Origin of the sequence: Brevibacillus panacihumi W25 (genome assembly GCF_000503775.1) — a bacterium.
In the GTDB taxonomy this organism is placed as follows: Bacteria; Bacillota; Bacilli; order Brevibacillales; family Brevibacillaceae; genus Brevibacillus; species Brevibacillus panacihumi_A.
This window is the reverse complement of record NZ_KI629786.1, coordinates 232,306-250,000: the sequence shown is the minus strand read 5'-3', so window position 1 is coordinate 250,000 and position 17,695 is coordinate 232,306. Positions and strand designations below refer to the sequence as shown.

The window sequence follows — 17,695 nt, the reverse complement described above, 5'->3', positions numbered from 1 at the left end:
GGGCGTAGCCAGCGTCCAGCATAATGATAATGAATCGCGTACTTGCTTTGGTAGCGACAATCTCAATCAAGCCAGGCGCTATTTCCCCGTCATTGACATACGCTAGTGTACTTGAAGTGTGAACGGAAGCTCGCTTTTTGTATCAACAGCCAAATGGAGTTTGTAACCAAGTAAGTTTGTTGCTGAAAAAATCAAATTTTGGGCCCCAATTCGCAGCGATCTGAAGAACAAGCGAAGCTTTAAAAGGTTCCTGCTTCGAGCTTTGCCAAAAGTAAGTCTGAAGGTCGGGTGGATTCCCTTACCCACAATCTGCTCAAGAAAGCAGCAATAGATGCTAAAAACCAAGAAGCTAAGCAGGACAGGCTGCCTAGCTTCTTGGTTTCTTCCGAAACTCATCTTATTTTTGCATCAGAGGGTGTTCAAAAGTTTACTTTTGGGACACTCTCTTTTTTTGTCCCTTCCACTCCCTGTACGCTAACAGAAATGTGTTAGAGAGGAGGAAACGATGCCTTGTCCATACATCCCTTGCGATTATTGGCGCTTTTATTGTTAAGCGTATCTTTAGGGTTTGGGGTCTATCACTTTTTGAAGCCACAAACATTTACGTATGTCCAGTTGCGGGACCATGTAACAAAGGAAAGTGGGCAACAGCTCGAATTGGAGGACGTAGAGGCAGTTACCTTGACCCTGGGCTCCCCTTTTCAGGAATCGAGGCTTGCTATCCCAGGTCTGATTCCTTGGGAGCGATTGCCCGAGTATCTGGGCTTGCCTTTTTCACGTCAAGTAGCAGGAGGTCGCCCGTTGCTTGATCGTGACGTGGAAAAAAGCAATCTGCCTCAGCAGGAAAGAACGTTAGATTCCTCTATGACAGGAATGAGCATACCCGTAAACAACATAGCGGGAGTCACCCCACATCTCGCAAAGGGAGAGCGTGTACACGTTTACGCGTCCTTTGAAAATGAGGCAGGAGCCCATTCCGGATTGCTGCTACAGAATATGCCGATTCTTGCTGTCCAGAGGGAGATGGAGGGGACCCGTCCCAATCTGGTTGCGGTAACCTTGGCGCTAACTCGTCATGAAGCGGTGCTTCTCACACATGCTCTCCATTATGGAAAAATCCGTTTGGGCCTGGCAGCAGGGGGCGATGGACAACAGTCGGGAATCGGAGATACAGCCTTTGCTAATGATTTGATGAAAACCAAGAAACGATGGGAGTCACAAAAGGAGGAAAGTGAATGAAAAGGCGCCTGCTCTTGGTGGATGAGGACACAGCATCAAGCAGTATGCTTATGCAGCAACTAGTCGACAGCCAATGGGTGGAAGTGTGCGGTCAAGCGTCGCGCCTTGACCAGGCCTGGCAGATGTTGCAAACCCTTCGTCCGGATTTGGTTTTATTGGGGGAGATTCGGGAGTCAGAACGCGGCGTTATCAGCCAGCAATTTCGACTGGCATTTCCACATCTCTCTTTCATTGCGGTATGCTCACCGCAAGATTTGATGTGGGAACCTTTTTTCCGCAATCTTGGAATCTGGGTCGTTACCAAACCAGTGCAGCCCGGACAAATAGAAGCGTTGGCCATGATTCCCCAGAGTGTGGGAATCACGATGCCGAAAGAGGCTCACCGACCGCTATCATCACAAGCGAATTTTACTCCGGCACCTTCATTTTCGCCAGAACAGCAGCTCGTGGCAGAAACTCCACTAGAATCAGTCTATTCTGCAGGGGAAGCACGGCCAAAACACTTGATTACGGTATATGGTCCCAAAGGTGGTGTCGGGAAAACCTTTTTGTCGCGTGAGCTGGCCATCTATTTTTCCCAGCAAAAAAGAGGGGAGAAAAAGTTGCGGGTACTTGCGGTAGATTTAAATCTCGATCTTGGCACTTTTGCTACTACCTTAAACCTTCCCCGAACTCCGAATCTGTTTACCTGGGTACAAGAAATTGATGCCCAATTGCATGAATGGGTCAAGCGTCAGGGGAGAGACCCGTTGGAGATCGGAATGGAAGAGTGGCAGGAATACGCAGCAGGTGTCCGTCTCTCTCCAGCAGATATTGAAAAGTTTACGGTCACTCACGTGGAATCCGGCTTGCAGGTCCTTACTTCGCCGCGTGACATCCGGCACAGCTTTGAAATTCGCAATTACCACTTGTACCTGATCCTGGAGGCCCTTAAGCAAAGCGCATATGACGTCATCATCATCGATACGGCTCCCGATACGACAGATGCTACCATACAGGCGCTTTTTTTCGCCGAACAAGTGGTCATGGTGGGCAATCCTGTCGTTGATTCCATTGAAAATATTCAACGTTTATTAAAATTGTTGCGGGAAGCGGAGTATCCGGAAGAACGGATTCAAGTCTGCATGAATCGACTTCAGCGCAAAGAGATGTTCACTTTGGATGAAATACGTGCGTACTTTCAACTGCATCCCAGCAAAAAAATCTACCCCATTCCAGACGATGTAGAAGTGAAAAAGTCCATTAATACGGGTGCCCCGATGATGTTGCAGCAGGGGCGAACCGCTGCCAAAGACGCCATTGAAACATTGGGCAAAGCCTTGCTGCCTGAGGAAAGCGAGAATGCGGACGGTCCGTCGAAAAATAAAACCAAAGAACGGCCAGCTTTGCTCCGTTGGCTTTGGGGATAAGGGGGAATTCTCACCGTGTTTGATCGAAAAAAAATGCTGTCCATGCCAACACCGGAGCGCAGTGTACAAGACTTATTGCAAAATGGGCGCGATACCATTCGGCTACCACAGACACTGCACGAAAAAATACAGAGCTCCACGACTTCCGGATTGAACGAAAAAGGGATAAGCAACGAGATTGAGGCTACGGTGCGCACGCATATTGTGGAGAAGCACGGAAAACGCCTTTGGGAGGAGAAGCAAAATCCTGGCTACATAACCGAGCTGTCTCGAGACATCAAAGTATTGCTGGAGGCGCATGCTCCGCTCTCTTCAGCACAGTTGGAGATCGAAGTAAAACGCTTGCTCCATTCTCTGACCGGCTGGGGTCCTTTAGATGCGATGTTGGACGATCCAGATGTAACCGAGATTTTGTTTCATCGCCACGACTATCTGGTCGTGGAAAGAAAGAGCACCGGCCGTTTAGAAACCCCCAATATCCCTGTGTTTCGGGATGAGGAGGAGATGCTGCGCCTTCTGGAACAAATTGCGGCGACAGTAGGAAGAGAATTTAACGAGACCAAAGCAGAACTGCATGCTCAATTGCCAGATGGCTCACGCGTAGCTGCTACCCATAAATCGATCTCTCCGGACGGGCATATGCTGACAATCCGCAAACACCGCGATTTGTTGTCAGAAACGGATTATCTTCGCTATGGCTCCATCTGTGAACCGATGCTGCAATTTTTAAAATGGGCCGTGGGTCTTTCCCGTGCTTCGGGCATCGTAAGCGGCGGTACAGGGTCGGGCAAAACGCATATGCTCAATCTGATCTCTCAATACGTCCTTCCGTATCTGAGCATTATTACGATTGAGGACGTGCTTGAGATGAAGCTGCAGCATCCTTTCGTGCGCCGTTTTTTGGCCAAACCAGCAAACTACGAGGGAAAGGGCGGCTTTTCCATCAAAGACTGCGTCCGCTTGTCGTTGCGAAAACGACCTGATGTGATCATCGTCGGCGAGACACGGGGAGGGGAAATCGTAGATATGCTATGGGCGATGAATACCGACCACCCCGGCAGTTGGAGTACGGCACATGCCAATTCTCCGCGCTCCCTGGTGGACTCCACGTTGCCGATCTTGTTTGGAAAAGCGGACGAGGCCTACAGTACAACGGAACGCAACCTGATGATTGGCTCGGCGCTTGATTTGATTGTGCAGGTAAAACGCTTTGAGGAGGATGGCAGCAGAAAGGTCGTCGCTATTACAGAAGTGGTGGGGACAGGGCAATCCCATGAGGAGCGGATTCGGCGTGCATGCCATGTCAAGCAGGTTCAGCCTGACCGTGTCTACCTGCAGGATATTTACGTATTTGAGCCTACAGGTGTGCGCAATGGCAAGGTGACAGGCCACTTTAAATGGACGGGCTATCGACCGGAGCGCTTGGTCAAGCGCTGGCAGGAAAAAGGACTGTCCCGAGAAGAGATTGACAAGGTGTTTTTTTCGACCCCCATTCAAGTGTAAAAGGGAGGAGAGAGTAGGATGGACATAGGATTGCCTATATCGCTAGGGACGGGACTGGGTTTGTTTTTCCTGCTGGCTCCACGAAATGCTTTTATCCGGGGAAGATCGGACAAGCATGAAATGGTCAATTATTTGCAACGCGAGCGTAGAACGATCTGGCACAGATTGGAGGACCGGCTGCGACGATCTCAATCGGACTGGAGTGTTGCACGCTACATCACGGTTTCATTTTTTCTGGGGCTGCTTTGCTATCTGCTCAGCAGCCAGCTTTTGCAATCCTGGTTGCTGGGATTGCCTATGCTTTTGGCAGGCATCCTGTTCACCGAGCGATTGGTTATGCTGTGGGGAGCCAAGCGAAAGGATCGATTTGAAGCCGGGAATGTAAAGGCAATCAGGCTGATGGCAAGCTCTCTTCGCACCTCACCATCTTCCCTGCATGCATTTGAACAAGTAGCAAAAAGCCCCTATATGGATGAACTTGTGGCTGAGGAGTACAGCAGAATCGTGGAGCATCTGAGGGCAAAGGTGCCATTGGAGAATGTCATGCAAGCCTTTTACGAGCGGACAGGGTCTGTGGATGCAAAATACTTGGCGACGATTATACACATTCAACGCGAGATGGGTGGAGACATGGCAAAAACGCTAGACTTGGCGGCTGCTACTATCTTGCGCCGCAGGCAATCACTGCGCAGGCAAAGGGCAGCACTCGCGCAGATCGTCGCCCAAGTCAACTTGCTCAGTCTGATGCCTTTTGTATTCATAACCGCTTTGTATATGAACAACCCCCATCACTTTGATCCATTGACCGCTACGGTTGAGGGACGTTTCTTGATTTTGGCCTGCTTGTCCAGCATCTTGATCGGGGGAGAAGCGATCCGGTTTGTTGCCCAAAAAAGTGTCCATGGAGGGGGATAGCGATGCTGATCCTTTGCATTATGGCAGCAGCAGCGGTATTTTGTTTTGGTTTGCCCGCTTGTCTGGAGCGAGTCAGAGTCAGCAGCCAGTCCGATTCCTTGATGGACAGGATTGATCAGGAGCTAGACCAGACCTTCGAACGAGGAAAAAGCAGGCTGCGTCTTGTAAGGATCTTGGAAAAAAACGAGCGATTGATGCAACGTGCATGCGAATGGACCGGAGTAGATCGAAAAAAGACCGAGCAGATGTTGCTGCGTTTGCGCTGGCGTGTAAGCCTGGTGGAAATTGTATTGTTCAGGGGAGTGGCAATGGTTCTGATCGCCTCTTCCCTTCTTCGTCTGCTCGTCGCAATCTATACGGGCCAATCTCTCGGGATGGCTGTGGGAATGCCGCTTCTCATCAGTCTGTTGCTCTATTTGTTCCCGACGCTATTGCTCGAGTCCGGGGACAAACGGGCCAAGGCGAAGATACAGTCTCAAGTCCCGGTGTTTTTCAGCATCGTCCAATCCTTGGTTGAAGCCGGGATGCCGTTGCAGGCCGCTGTAAAACAGACAGCCAAACGCTTTGACGCGCTTCTAGGGCATGAAATGGCTCGCTTGGAGATGGAGGAAAAACGGTTTGGCAACTGGAGAAAGGCGCTCGAAGAAATGGCTTATCGCTGGGAGGTAGATGCATTGTCTACGATTGCGATGGAAATGAATGAAGCGATCCGAAAAGGAGTCAGCATCTCCAACATGCTGGCTGTTCAGGTGGAGGAACAGCTTAGGCTTCAGGAGGATGAAGCCTCCGCACATATGAATCGGCTCAATATCCGTCTGCTTCCGTTTGTCATTGTGTTGATGGGACTTCCCCTGCTTTTTCTGGTAATGGGGCCCGTAATGATGGGAATCAGCCAGCAGATGTAAATATTTTTGCAGGCAATCACTGTCTTTTGGCAGAGTGAAGGTACATCGAAAAAAGGAGTGATTGCAATGTCTATGGTTTCACAGTATTTGAAGCGTTTTTGGCATGAGGAGGATGGGGTCACGATTGTGGAAATGGTTGTTATCGTGGCCGTGATCTTGATGGTCGTGATTCCGGCTCTGGTCACCCTGGGGCAGGCAGAAGAGGCGAGGCTGGAGGAAATCGCGGACAAGCTCAGCAAATGAGGGAATTGATGGTCTTTGCTTTACTCGTCGTGGCAGCCTGGTTTGACTGGCGCAACCGGAAGATTCCCAATCAGCTCACGATGCCCATGATGGCGGCGGGGCTCCTTTTCCAGTTCGCAGGTGGGACAGGATGGCTTGCTTTTACAGGTATTGCAGGCGGGTTTTTACTTACGCTTGTCCCCGTGGGGCTCAAAGGAATGGGGATGGGGGACCAGAAGCTGTTGATGGCAGTTGGGGCATGGAGCGGTTGGTCAGAGGTTTATTCCGTATTTCTCCTGTCGATCCTGTTGTGTTTGGCTAGTGTTGTTCTGGTCCCGCGTAGTTGGATGAGATTGCATGTCAATCTGAATCTTATGCTCGTCGGATGGGCTGCGCACAGACAGCTATGGATTCCCGCTTTGCAAAAATCTGCCGTATCCTTTTCCTATGCAGTTTGGCTATTGGCTGCGTACGTGCTTCATTCCATGTGGTCCAGTATGGAGATGCGGTTATGAAAAAGGGCTTCAGAGAGGGCATCAGATCCCTTTGGAACGATGAGCGGGGAAGCCAACTGATCGAATTCATTCTTGTCTTTCCCTTGGTATGGTTGCTGATTGTCTTTGCGTTTGATCAATTCAGCATCATGTACAACAAACAAAAGGCGCTGGCTGCTGCGTATGAGGCGGGAAGAATCGCGGCGGTCCAGCCCAATTACGGTTTGGCTGCCTATTATGCTGAAGAACGCGGAAAGGCGGAGCTCCGCCAGGCAATAGGCTCCACGGACAGCAAAATCCGACTTTTGTTGCGGGAGGGGAGCTGGAGCAAGGGAAGTCACGTGCAGACAGAAGCAACACTGACGTTTACACTCCTGGCTACCGGAACTCAATATCAGGTTACGGAAAGCTATTTCATGATGATTGAGAATGCGGAGGAAAAGAGATGAGCAGACCCGCTAGAAGCTGGAGGAAGCATTTTGCGGATGAGCGCGGGGCTACGATGGTGACAGTGCTCTTTTTCTTCCTCTGTTTGGGAGGTCTACTGTCGATCCTGCTGCTGCAAGAACAGGTCGATTATTGGGAAATGCATATGCAGCAAACTGCCGATGCCATCTCAAAAGGAGCCCGTGCTGCGGGGAAATGGGAGTACGTCGATGAACAGGGAGCGGTACAAAAGCGTCTTTTTGCTACAGCCCAGGAGGCAAGGCGCTATGAAGCGGACATCGTACGCGGTGCCAGGGAAGAAGCAGAGCTCCTGTGGGGTCTGAACACGCCAAAATGGGACAATTGGGGTGATCGGACCAGTATTGTTCACCAGAGGGGGGAAAGCGCCCAGCTCTACAGGCAGGGAATCTACCATGTGAGTGTAGGAATGAAGAAAAATATACCTATTTTCTGGAATAGGTTTCAATTACTGCTAGAAAGGGTATCTCAATCAGAAATCTAACTTTTTTGGAAGGCTGCTTCCCTATTATTTTTGTCCTAACCTGACATGATAATTTAGTCTCATCTATCAAAAGCGGGTATAGGAGTGAGGGAACAGTGCCATCTAAAATCGTGGAACGGTACAAACGCATCCTCTCGGGTGAGCAGAAGCGTTTTTCCCCGTACGAGTTTGAAGATGCGCAGTATCGCAAGCAAAAAGTCCAGCTGGTCCTACGGTATGCCATCGAAAACGTGAAAAACTGGACGCCGGAGCAAGCTCGTCGTGAATTGAGCCTCAAAGACGTAAAGGATCTCAAACTGCATCTGGTAAGGGAATACATCGAACCACCGATCGAAGCGAAGCCGAACGATGTGTACTACCTGGTGGATTTCGCCTACCCATATCTCCCCAAACTATCCGAGGAGGAGAGGGTTCTCTGGGTGTACAAAGAAGTTCTCGCAGGCATTCGCCGCCATTTTCCTCCGCTTTACTTTCAAAGTGTGAAAGGCGAGGAACGGGCGAAAATTTGCTTCGATTACATGTTTTATGAACTCATGGGGGAACGCGACATCTATGTATTGCCCCAAATATTTGGGAAAACAGAAAGAGCCTACTCCATTTTAAAGAAGCACAGGCTCAAAATTCTTGTTGATACGCTCTATTTTTCCCCTTTTGACATGGTTACGGAGATGTATCCGATCCTCAATGATCCAGTCCTTTGGAAAGATTACTAAAAAAACTTGCGTGCACCTTCTGTCTTTTTTTACCTTGGGGATAGTTTCATTGGCTTATAAGCAGATGAAACGGCCGTACTCTACAGGTGAGAGAAGGAGGCGTTGCGCATGGCAACAGTAGAGGCTCACCACGATGTTTGCTCTACAGATGTGGAGCAGCTTTTGGGCAGGCGGGTTCGCTACCAGAAGCACAAGCCAGGCAGGTATCTTTCGTTGGAAAGAATCCCGCTGGTAGCCTTCCAGATCGACACGGTCAACAGATTTGGAAGCAGAGTAGTACTGAATGACGGGGCAGTGGTGATGGAGAGTGCTCCGACCGTCATGGAGCGAGCGGGGAGAATAGCCCTTTTGCTCGCAACAGGAGAGGAACTCTATTTCACAGTAGAGTAACTCTCTCGGGAGTCGTCTTGCACGGATGCGTGTGAGACGACCCTCTCAAATTTCTCAAAGAAATGATTTGACGAGTGCCGAAAGATGTTGCAAAATGTCTATTAATGTTTTAATTGTAAAAAAATGGAGGTGATTTGCCGTGTTGGCAAAGAATGCTGTCGATTTGGTCAACCTCTGCTATGAAGAGACAAATTGTTTAGTGTCGTTGGATCGTTTAAAGGAATCGTTTATTGCTTTCGTCTTTGGCAATTACCAGGAAGCCTTTGTACATCAGTTTGATTTGGAAAAGTTCTACGAACACCTGGATCAATTGAATCTGACGAATTGTCGCAGAGATTTTGATAAGGCAGTAGACGAGTGGTATATGATCCAGTATGGCTGCGACTCGAGGGATGCGAATTTTCACGAGATTCTGTTTAATCTCGTGAAAGAGGCGATTGTGGAGTATCAGTCTCAAAATCGTGCAGATCTGATTCGTGATGTTACCAAGCTGCTGACTCTTCCCACAGGCTTTATCGCTCGCTGGCAGAGTGGTTATCGAAATGAGCGCGCCTTGCCCAATTATTTTAAGTACCTGATGAAGCTGGGGATACGTTCTTTGGAAGACATCGAAACATTGGTCGATATGTGGCTTGTCGAATACCCCAATGCCTTTCAAAAAAAGCAGCAGCAATTATTCGCTAAACCACCGCGGAGAGGAAGACCCAACAACGTGGAATTAGCATTGCTGGTAGAAAAAGCAAGCCAGTTGAAGCCCGAACTGACGTCGCAGGAGCGGGAACGTCTAAGGAAGATTTACTATTACCACCGCAAGACGTTGACACTTCGCGAAATGGTGGAGAAGTTTAAAAAGTACATCTCAAGCAAAAGCAAATTAAAAGACACGCAGGTAGGCTGATATGTTAGATCAAATGAGTCGTTTCGTCTCCCGGTTTCGTGAATTGGAACAGCAAGAATACACGCAAACCCGTGAGGAAGAACGACAATGGAATCTGTTGAAGATCAAACTGGCCGCACCGCAGGTCGAAGAACAGCACCAAACTATCAACCGTAAGTGCATTGCAGTGACAAGTCTTTATGAACAGGCAGGCGCCAGTTTTGTGGCTGGCAATGTCGCCTACTCGCTCGCAAGCCAGGGCATACCGGTTACGCTTTGTGAGATGCCTGGCTCCGCTTCATATTACTATTTTTCACTCGATTTCGAACGACGAGCGAAAACAAGCATGAAACACTCATCCGCAGCTGTGCTCCTTATGCAAGATAACTATCTTCGCATCCAGATCAAGCCTCCATATCTTCACCATCATACACCTCAAATAGACATCGCTGATTGGTTATTACGTACAAACAAAGAAAGTTCAGTGGTTGTGATAGATCTCTCATCTCGTTGGCGAGAAGCTGAAGCTACTCGAATACTGGACTTTGCAGACGAAATTTGGGTCATCTTTGACACCGACTTTGCACGGCTGACTCGCTTGTTTCTCATGGAATCCGCTCCGCCTTGGTGGAATCTTGCAGGTCACAAAATGATGTGGGTCGCGAATAAATGGAATGATCGCCTTTCACGATCAGGCATGAAGAAAAAAGTAGAAGGCACGCTCTCTTTGTGGAATACAGAAGCCAATTGCGCTACCATACACGCGGTTTTGCCACAATTTGACGGAGAGAAGATCTCATTGGCTCAAGCGAAAGGCAGCCTTCTGCTGGAACGCTATCCAGAGGAAGAAACGTGTTTTCATCCACTGGTGAACGCTTGTAAAGGAAGGATGCTATGAAAAAACAAACGGTGGTACTCATTTGTGTGGTCTCATTTTTGCTCGCGGGAGCTTCGTTCTACGCCGCTACCCAATACATTGATGCCTTGGCAGCCAAAAAGCTTTTTGCGCCAGTCGTTAAAGTAGCACAGGGAAAAGAAATCTCCCCATTTGAACCCATTACGCGCGATGATGTGGTGCTGGTTCAGGAATCGGTGGATGAAATCCTTCCAGACTCTGTCCGTGAGATCGAACAGGTAGTGGGGAAAAGAAGCGTTCAAACCATGTATCCAGGAGAGCAGCTCTTGCGCACAAAATTGACGGAACAGCAGCTTTTGCCAGAGATTGGAGAAGGCAGGTATGAATTTCCGCTGATGAATATCCAGCCGCTGACGGAACTGCGAAAAGGCGATTACGTGAAAATCTGGGTGAAGTACAAGTCCATCCATGAGCTGGAAGACTATCCTCCCCCTCACCATTTCCACAAGAGCAATGACACGGCAGATTTATTGTTTGAAAGTCAGCTGGTCAGTGTCCGCGACAGCAATGGAATTGAAATTTATACGTTGAAGCCCAATCTGTTGCCGTCACCTGACCAAATGGATTCGATCTTCCATGGTGGTACACGTGAACAACCCATGTTGAATGCGGAAAAAAGATATCGGGATTATCGTGTACAGCCCACTGCTTTACCGGCTTATGTGGGCTTTAATTTGACCGATCAGCAGTACATGAAAATAACAGAGGCGATGGCATACGGGATGCTGCAAGTGGGTCACATTATGGTTTCGGAGGAATCAACCTCATGAAAATACTAGTCTGTTATGTGATGAAGTCATTGGCAAAAACGTATTTGCCAGAAAACGTAGAGGCATTGGTAGCTGAGTCTGCAGGAGAGTATTCTCGCCTCGTCGATCTCTATCAGCCAGACTCGGTTATCCTGTTCTCAGAAATGTTCACCGATCCTGTCTGGGAGTGGCTTCCCGCTGTGCGGGCCGAATTGCCTGTACATACACCGCTCATCATCATTCCGCTTTATCGGGATGAGAAAAAGATCCAACAGGTCGTGGAAGAAATGCCGCTGCAAGGTGTGTATTTGTTGTCGGCTAATCTTTCCCAAACGGAAATCCGCGAACAGATCAGCCTTGTTCTCGGTTTTGCAGAAGCGGACTCTGAAACGCCAAGCATGAACGGCGAGGGACAGGTCACGGCCATGATGAGTTACGGCGCTTCTGGGATTACTACCTTTTGTATCAATTTCCCTGTCCTGTTGGCAAAGCACAACCCGGACAAAAAGATTCTGGTCCTTGATATGAATGGCGCCAAGCCAGATTTAACCCGCTTTTTCAAGCTACAGCATCATCAATTAGCCCTCTTTCGCCCTGATTTTTTGGATGTAAAAACGGCTGGCAAGCGCAACTGGGCAAGGATTTGCAAACAGAGCGAGCATATGGCAAATCTGTATTACGCTCATGCGGCAAACAAATGGAAAAGTGCGGAACTCTCCAACATGATAGAAGTTTTGCGAAGACAGTTCGACTACGTTTATGTGGACTGGGGCTATTGTTTTCCAGAGTCCGAGACGTTGCACCGGATGATGCATTTGGCAAGCCGCATCCTTCTGTTTGTCAGGGCGGATCCATTTAGCATCGAGAGCGCGAAAGAATGGATACATACGTGGAAGAGCCGGGGGATCACCTGCGAGGTGCTGCTCAGCCATTTGGATAAAGGACACCCCTATCGGATCGGGGAAGATGTAGACGTTTACGGCGTTGTACCTCGTATTTCGGAGAGCCGATTGATGCAATCGCAGCGCAGCAGCAGTGTACTGGTGGAGGAGATATTTCCTCCCAAGATCTATAAAAACAGCTTAGAGGAAATCATAAAAACAGAACATGTAACGAATAGTGTGGTGTTGACTCGATGAAGATATTGGCTGAACCCCTGATTCCCGTATCTTTGCAGAATGTAGAGGAGATCAAGCAGGCCGCGCGAGATTATTTAAACCATTTTGGCAACACCAAAGAAGAAAAGCTGGAAATGCAACGTATTCTCGCGCTGGCGGAACAAGGGGACAGAGATAGTCATAATCATATCATCCTTCGCTTACAGCATTATTTTGAGGAAATTATCAAGCGGCCTGTGACGGAGGAGATTTTACCCCACGTCAATGGATATGAAGGGCTTACCTTTGCTACCTATGGCTGGGGGATCCTGGACGCGGTCCTGCATCTGTCCCCTTGGGTGGAGGAGGTGCGCATATCAGCGAACCGCAATGTGGCGTATATGGAGCAAGGCGTAAAGAAATTCCTTTCCTACAAGCCGGGGTGGAGAGAAGTTGAGACTCTTCAGCAAAAGCTGACAAATACAGCTGGCTTATCTTTTAATGAGAAAAAGCCGCGGTTGAGCGGGTATTTGGATTCATTAAAAGCCAGGTTGACGATGTTTACCTTTCCCTACTCGAGAGTGCCGACCATTCTAGTCCGGCGTTTTACGACACCGACCTTTTCCTTGGACAATCTGAGAACACAACCGTTTCCCACGTTTGATGAAAAGGTCCAAATGTTGATCGAGCAACAAGTATACGGAAGAGCCAATGTATTGGTAATCGGGCCTATGGCTGCTGGGAAAACCACGCTGATGTTATGCATGCTGAAGCTAAAAGATCCTTTGACGGAATACGTCACGATATTTGAGAGTGAACATGAGATGCGTTTTGGCGATGTGTGGCCGGGTGAAGTGATTGAATTGCAAAATGTCGAGGAGATAGGCATTGATCTGGCCCACTGCTTCAAAGATATCTATCGCTCGACAGCAAACACGATCCTGATTGGTGAGATTAGGGAGCCAATTGAAGCCTATCACTTTATCAATGCCGGCGTCAGGGGTACCGACGCTACGATCGGGGCAATGCATGAGCGGTTTCCTCACAAGGCGCTGCAAGATTTGACGGATTTGGTCTATCAGTATGGCGGGCGCAGCGTAGAACTGACACAGGAGAGGATTAGCAGAGCAGTGAATTTTGTCAACTCGCTTACCTACCGAAACAACGGACATCGATTCATAGACGCGATCCACGTGACACAATGGAATGATACGTTTCATCGTGTCGATTCCGTCCCTTTGGTCGTTCGTCATATGGCGACTGGCGAGTATGAATGGACAGGGAAAATGTTGGATGCCCATCTTACGGAATACATGTGCTACGTAGGAAAAGCAGATCTGGATGTACTAAGGGAGCTACGTCTGACTGATCTGGGCAGACAGCTATGAAGCACCTCTTACTCTTGCCGATGTTTCTTAGCCTGCTTTGCGGTTTCTACTTTCTGGGCTTGTACCTGTACAGAAGCTGGTCTACTCCCAAAATGCTATTCCCTCGAACGGTGGCTGTCTGGCGCGAAAGGCTATTGAATTACGAGACCGGACGTGTGCTCTATGAAGGATACGATCGCTGGTGCAAGGTAGTAGGGGGGACCCCGGAAGCTTGCCTGCTTTATTCTTTGACCGGTGGCGTGGCAGGTTTTACAGCAGGGATTTTATTGGGCAATCTCATTGTTTCCCTATCGCTGTTTTTGCTGTTTTTCCTTCTTCCTACACTACTGCTTTATGCCCGTTATACCGTAGTGATGAACAAGAAAATCAATTCTTTTTGCCAATTTGTCGATCTTTTCGCCCGCTACTATAACAGTCGCAAAAATATTATCCTGACCTTTCGGGAAATGATCGAAGAGTGTCCCAAGGAATTATTGCCGGACTTACTGCTATTAAACAACGCCTTGGCTGATGGTGGAGACCCTGTGAAAGCAGTGGAGGCATTTGCGGATCGGCTTCACCATCCATGGGCATATGACTTTGCGATGTATATCGCCAGCGGCTTGGAAGGCGAGACCGAGGAAATTCAGTCCCCATTAAATCGATTGACCAACGAAATGTTCATCCAACAGGACGAAAAAGAGGAGCGGGACAGCGAGATTCATTCGATCTGGATTAGTTTGTTGATCGTCATCGTTATCTGCGTCCTGCTGATTCCGTACAACCAAAGTTTGCTGCAGGACTCCTACCGTCTCTATTTCTTTACACCTGATGGTCAGGCGATTCTTGCAATCGCAGTGACGGTCTGGCTTCTTTCCATTCTGCTAGCCTTCATCTGGGGAAGGAGGTTTCGTTAATGCCTCTGGTAACGTTGTACATCTGTTTGGCGCTCGGTTCCCTCTTTATTTTTATCATGGCATTCTCGATTGGAAAGTACCTGGTTCACGCGCAGAAGCCAAAGCTGTTCATCTCTTCCGCATGGTGGGGCAAATGGGAGAAGGCTGTTCATTCCAACGATGAGGAGCAGTGGGAGAAATTACTGTCACGTGCTGGAAGACCTTTTGGATGGGGAAAACCGGAGTGGGTATTTGCTCAAGTGATCTCTGGCAGTGCTGTCTGTGTACTGACAGTGATGTGGGTGTGGGTTGGCCGAGTAGAGTCTTTTCCCGTCTTGTCCATGTGTTTGGCTGCTGCGGGTAGTTTTCTGCTGCCGTATTTAGGATTGAAAATGTGGGCAGGGCGCAGAGAGGAAATATTAAGCACGGACATTGCCCGGTTTATCAATCGCTATGTGACGCTGCTTGAAAATCAGGTTCCGGTCTACAGTGCAATGGTCAAGGCTGCAAGGCCGACGAGGCTTCTTAAGGAATACATCCCAACGATCTCGGAGTGGAACAAAGACCCTGTAGAGGCATTGGAAAATTTCAAACAAAAACTTGGTGTAGATGATGCGGTAATTCTGGTCTCTGGCATGCGCACGATCGAACAACTCAGCGATGCGCAGCTCGGCTTGACGATGCAGCGCCTGGAATGGGCGGTTGATCATCGCCGCATGTTTCGCCATCGCAAGAAAATTAAATCGTTGGGAATCGGATATAGTGTGATCGTCTATCCCGCTTTCTACATCGGTCTGCTGGTAGCGATGTTTCCTTGGTACAAGCTATTGACGGAAATTTTGGATAAATATTTGACATAAGGAGGGGGCGATCCATGACAAAGCTTTTTTCGATATTGATGTGCCTCGTGATTACGCTTGGCATTATCGTATCCAGCATGTCGGAGGTAAACAGTTCAGTTGTCGGAGAAGGAGGATTGCGTGATCGCGCCGTTTCCTGGATTGACCAAGCAATCCCCTAGGTAACAAGCATTTCATTATCAAATCAATGAATCCAAAGGGAGTGTATCTACATGTCTAAAATGTTTTTTATCTTTCTGGCCTGCGTCATGGTATTGGGAATTGGCGTCAGCAGCTACGGCAATGAATTAAGCCCGGCGGCAAATGACTCGGCTGATCGCATCAATCGTTCCGTTACTTCTCTCAATTACGACACCAGCAATGAAAACATACAATTCCGGATGCAAAACGGCTCGCCGTATACCTCCAACTGATGCTGCACGTCCATGTTTTTCTCGTCATCGTAATCATGGTCGGCAGTTTGTGTTCCTCTCTATGGATGGCTGAACCGGAAGCTCAATTTCGTCAGACTCAAGAGGAGAGGGTGTATCGTGCGGCGACAATCATCTTTCATTAATGTTAAGGAAAGGACCGAATTCCTGAAGCGATGGTTAAAGCAAAAGTATTCCTGATCTCATTCACCGTTCTCCTGCTCATTTTCTCCGGGATGGGGGCGTATCACATGTATGCAATGGAACGCTCCGTCGCCAGAGCCATTTATGCAGATGTCCTTGACGACATGCAGGATATTGGCTATTTGGAGCCTGATTTGGCGGCGTATTATGTACAGAAAATGGAGGAGCTTGGCTGGGATGTGTCGGGTGACGTATTTGACGGAAGCCGTCCCCGCACTCCCGGTGAGCGGGCTCGCAAGGAAAGGCAAGAAGAGGTGACGCTTGTCCTGCGTATTCACCCATCCCGCCTTTCACAGTGGATGCATCGCTTCGTACAGGGAGAAGTTTTGTTTTCGTTTGCGGGAAGCCGCCCTTCCGAATACTTTGATCCGGAGTGGTAAGTGATGAGTAAAATGATCGCCATCCTGGCCTTAATGGTTTTGGTCCTGCCTTTGACAGTTCATCTGTTATTGACCGGACCAGATAATCTGATGTCATCTGGCACACAGTTTTTTGGCAAACTGCTTACGCAAGTCACCCGGTTTGGTACAGGCTGATGGGACAGCTTATTGCGGTCATTCTCAATGTTATGGTGCTGCTGTTGGTCCCATTGGGTTTGTTGCAAGTGCACACGGTGATTCAGGCTCACAACGAACTATTGGAGATAAGCGCCGCTGCAGCCAAATATGTAAGCAATCACGGCGGTGTTAACGATGCCGTGGTCCAACAGCAGGTTAAGAGAGTCATCTCCAGAGAGCTGAGGGAAAAACAGTTCTCCCTGACTGAGCAGGATGTTGCTGTCAGTATTGTCCGTACGCAGTCAGCTGACCCTGCCATGTGGAGCCACGAGGATGAATTTATGCTGCGCCTGGAAATTCCGTATCCGCGTTTTACCAACCTCCTGCCGACCTCATCGCGAACCCTGGCCGTGAGCAGGCAGGGGACGATCAACGTCATGGATTACGATCTATGACTGTTTTTGAGGAGGGGAGAAGGTTATGGGCATCAATCTCTTGTCTATTTCTACATTGCTCTTCTTTCTCTTGATCGGGTTATTTGTGGTGGATACGGACTTGGCTATGCAAAAGAAACAAGAGGTTAAGACCCTGTTGGAGCTTGCCAATCACCACGCCAGCTTTGCGGTAGACCCTGTGCTCAAGACGGAAGGGGTTATTGATTTGATAGAGGAGGAGGCGCTGATTCGCTTTGCGGAACGCATGCGGGAGAACGGCAGTTACTTAATGGAGGCTGCTTCTTTCATTCCTGCCGCCAATAGTGTCACGACGGATCCGATTCCCTTTGTCCGACACTACATTGATTTTCGTTCTTGGAGGCAGGATTGGGAGCTGCATCTGCGCTATGACGGCTCGGCACTTGCTGTGGAAAGAATCAACCCGGGTGCGCGAAATCCAGACGGAGGACGTCTGCGCATCCTTGTGACCACCAAGCAGGGAGAGGTTTTGCAACTGGCACCCAAAACGATGGTTGGCCCCTCGCATGTCGTGGTTGCTTACGTCGATGAACGCCCCTTCCTCTCCACGCTGCCTGGGCATGCCTTCCCGGTCGTGAGTGTGGAAGAAGTAAAACGTTAGTATATTTGT

General features: G+C 48.9%; 24 protein-coding genes and 2 pseudogenes (1 of these 26 cut by a window edge). 25 read left to right on the top strand and 1 reads right to left on the bottom strand.

Annotated elements, in window-relative coordinates; all coding sequences use genetic code 11:
* Nucleotides 1-214, bottom strand: a pseudogene (locus T458_RS58060) (transposase); its annotated part reaches 223 nt to the left of the window's first position; the annotation flags it as partial.
* A gap of 6 nt (nt 215-220) precedes the next feature.
* Here T458_RS58060 and T458_RS58055 point away from each other — a divergent pair.
* The 25 genes and pseudogenes from T458_RS58055 to T458_RS50700 form a co-directional block, all read left to right on the top strand.
* Nucleotides 221-327 (top strand): annotated as a pseudogene (locus T458_RS58055) (transposase); the annotation flags it as partial.
* Between the two features lie 183 nt (nt 328-510).
* Nucleotides 511-1,239 carry an RcpC/CpaB family pilus assembly protein gene (locus T458_RS50805; RefSeq protein WP_023558868.1) on the top strand — a complete coding sequence of 243 codons (729 nt, stop codon included), beginning with the start codon at nt 511-513 and terminating at the stop codon, nt 1,237-1,239.
* Entirely contained in the window at nt 1,236-2,648 is a 1,413-nt protein-coding gene (locus T458_RS50800) for a CpaE/TadZ family protein (RefSeq protein ID WP_023558867.1), read from the top strand. The genes T458_RS50805 and T458_RS50800 overlap by 4 nt, the downstream gene beginning before the upstream one ends.
* Before the next feature lie 15 nt (nt 2,649-2,663).
* Nucleotides 2,664-4,151 (top strand): TadA family conjugal transfer-associated ATPase, encoded by a 1,488-nt coding sequence (locus tag T458_RS50795; protein ID WP_023558866.1) that lies wholly within the window; start codon nt 2,664-2,666, stop codon nt 4,149-4,151.
* An 18-nt stretch (nt 4,152-4,169) separates the two neighbouring features.
* Nucleotides 4,170-5,066: a type II secretion system F family protein gene (locus tag T458_RS50790; RefSeq protein WP_023558865.1), complete on the top strand. Its 897-nt coding sequence runs from the start codon at nt 4,170-4,172 to the stop codon at nt 5,064-5,066.
* Between the two features lie 2 nt (nt 5,067-5,068).
* Entirely contained in the window at nt 5,069-5,971 is a 903-nt protein-coding gene (locus T458_RS50785) for a type II secretion system F family protein (protein WP_023558864.1), read from the top strand.
* A gap of 66 nt (nt 5,972-6,037) precedes the next feature.
* Nucleotides 6,038-6,214 carry a Flp family type IVb pilin gene (locus T458_RS50780; RefSeq protein ID WP_023558863.1) on the top strand — a complete coding sequence of 59 codons (177 nt, stop codon included), beginning with the start codon at nt 6,038-6,040 and terminating at the stop codon, nt 6,212-6,214.
* 8 nt (nt 6,215-6,222) lie between these two features.
* Nucleotides 6,223-6,708, top strand: a complete 486-nt coding sequence (locus T458_RS50775) for an A24 family peptidase (RefSeq protein ID WP_252989868.1) — start codon at nt 6,223-6,225, stop codon at nt 6,706-6,708.
* Nucleotides 6,705-7,136, top strand: a complete 432-nt coding sequence (locus T458_RS50770; RefSeq protein WP_023558861.1) for a TadE/TadG family type IV pilus assembly protein — start codon at nt 6,705-6,707, stop codon at nt 7,134-7,136. The genes T458_RS50775 and T458_RS50770 overlap by 4 nt, the downstream gene beginning before the upstream one ends.
* A complete protein-coding gene (locus tag T458_RS50765; RefSeq protein WP_023558860.1) occupies nt 7,133-7,636 on the top strand; it encodes a hypothetical protein in 504 nt (167 codons plus the stop codon). Before T458_RS50770 ends, T458_RS50765 begins: the two co-directional genes overlap by 4 nt.
* A gap of 95 nt (nt 7,637-7,731) precedes the next feature.
* Entirely contained in the window at nt 7,732-8,349 is a 618-nt protein-coding gene (locus T458_RS50760) for a DUF4046 domain-containing protein (RefSeq protein ID WP_023558859.1), read from the top strand.
* Nucleotides 8,350-8,457: 108 nt separating this feature from the next.
* Entirely contained in the window at nt 8,458-8,739 is a 282-nt protein-coding gene (locus T458_RS50755; protein WP_023558858.1) for a hypothetical protein, read from the top strand.
* A 139-nt stretch (nt 8,740-8,878) separates the two neighbouring features.
* The gene (locus T458_RS50750) at nt 8,879-9,637 is read left to right on the top strand and encodes a hypothetical protein (protein WP_023558857.1); all 759 of its coding nucleotides are present in this window, start codon (nt 8,879-8,881) and stop codon (nt 9,635-9,637) included.
* A 1-nt stretch (nt 9,638) separates the two neighbouring features.
* On the top strand, nt 9,639-10,514 hold the full coding sequence (locus T458_RS50745; RefSeq protein WP_023558856.1) for a CpaE/TadZ family protein: 876 nt from the start codon (nt 9,639-9,641) through the stop codon (nt 10,512-10,514).
* Complete coding sequence (locus T458_RS50740) at nt 10,511-11,302, top strand: SAF domain-containing protein (RefSeq protein ID WP_023558855.1); 792 nt, start codon at nt 10,511-10,513, stop codon at nt 11,300-11,302. Before T458_RS50745 ends, T458_RS50740 begins: the two co-directional genes overlap by 4 nt.
* Entirely contained in the window at nt 11,299-12,420 is a 1,122-nt protein-coding gene (locus T458_RS50735; protein WP_023558854.1) for a CpaE/TadZ family protein, read from the top strand. Before T458_RS50740 ends, T458_RS50735 begins: the two co-directional genes overlap by 4 nt.
* Nucleotides 12,417-13,766 carry an ATPase, T2SS/T4P/T4SS family gene (locus T458_RS50730; protein ID WP_023558853.1) on the top strand — a complete coding sequence of 450 codons (1,350 nt, stop codon included), beginning with the start codon at nt 12,417-12,419 and terminating at the stop codon, nt 13,764-13,766. Before T458_RS50735 ends, T458_RS50730 begins: the two co-directional genes overlap by 4 nt.
* The gene (locus T458_RS50725) at nt 13,763-14,662 is read left to right on the top strand and encodes a type II secretion system F family protein (protein ID WP_023558851.1); all 900 of its coding nucleotides are present in this window, start codon (nt 13,763-13,765) and stop codon (nt 14,660-14,662) included. Before T458_RS50730 ends, T458_RS50725 begins: the two co-directional genes overlap by 4 nt.
* Nucleotides 14,662-15,501 carry a hypothetical protein gene (locus T458_RS50720; protein ID WP_023558849.1) on the top strand — a complete coding sequence of 280 codons (840 nt, stop codon included), beginning with the start codon at nt 14,662-14,664 and terminating at the stop codon, nt 15,499-15,501. The genes T458_RS50725 and T458_RS50720 overlap by 1 nt, the downstream gene beginning before the upstream one ends.
* Before the next feature lie 14 nt (nt 15,502-15,515).
* Nucleotides 15,516-15,662 carry a hypothetical protein gene (locus T458_RS57350; protein ID WP_023558847.1) on the top strand — a complete coding sequence of 49 codons (147 nt, stop codon included), beginning with the start codon at nt 15,516-15,518 and terminating at the stop codon, nt 15,660-15,662.
* Between the two features lie 51 nt (nt 15,663-15,713).
* A complete protein-coding gene (locus tag T458_RS50715; protein ID WP_023558845.1) occupies nt 15,714-15,914 on the top strand; it encodes a hypothetical protein in 201 nt (66 codons plus the stop codon).
* 248 nt (nt 15,915-16,162) lie between these two features.
* Nucleotides 16,163-16,495, top strand: a complete 333-nt coding sequence (locus tag T458_RS50710; protein WP_252989867.1) for a hypothetical protein — start codon at nt 16,163-16,165, stop codon at nt 16,493-16,495.
* Nucleotides 16,496-16,498: 3 nt separating this feature from the next.
* Nucleotides 16,499-16,651: a hypothetical protein gene (locus tag T458_RS57345; RefSeq protein WP_023558839.1), complete on the top strand. Its 153-nt coding sequence runs from the start codon at nt 16,499-16,501 to the stop codon at nt 16,649-16,651.
* Nucleotides 16,651-17,067 (top strand): hypothetical protein, encoded by a 417-nt coding sequence (locus T458_RS50705; RefSeq protein ID WP_023558837.1) that lies wholly within the window; start codon nt 16,651-16,653, stop codon nt 17,065-17,067. Before T458_RS57345 ends, T458_RS50705 begins: the two co-directional genes overlap by 1 nt.
* 25 nt (nt 17,068-17,092) lie before the next feature.
* The gene (locus tag T458_RS50700) at nt 17,093-17,686 is read left to right on the top strand and encodes a hypothetical protein (RefSeq protein WP_023558835.1); all 594 of its coding nucleotides are present in this window, start codon (nt 17,093-17,095) and stop codon (nt 17,684-17,686) included.
* Nucleotides 17,687-17,695: the final 9 nt, after the last annotated feature.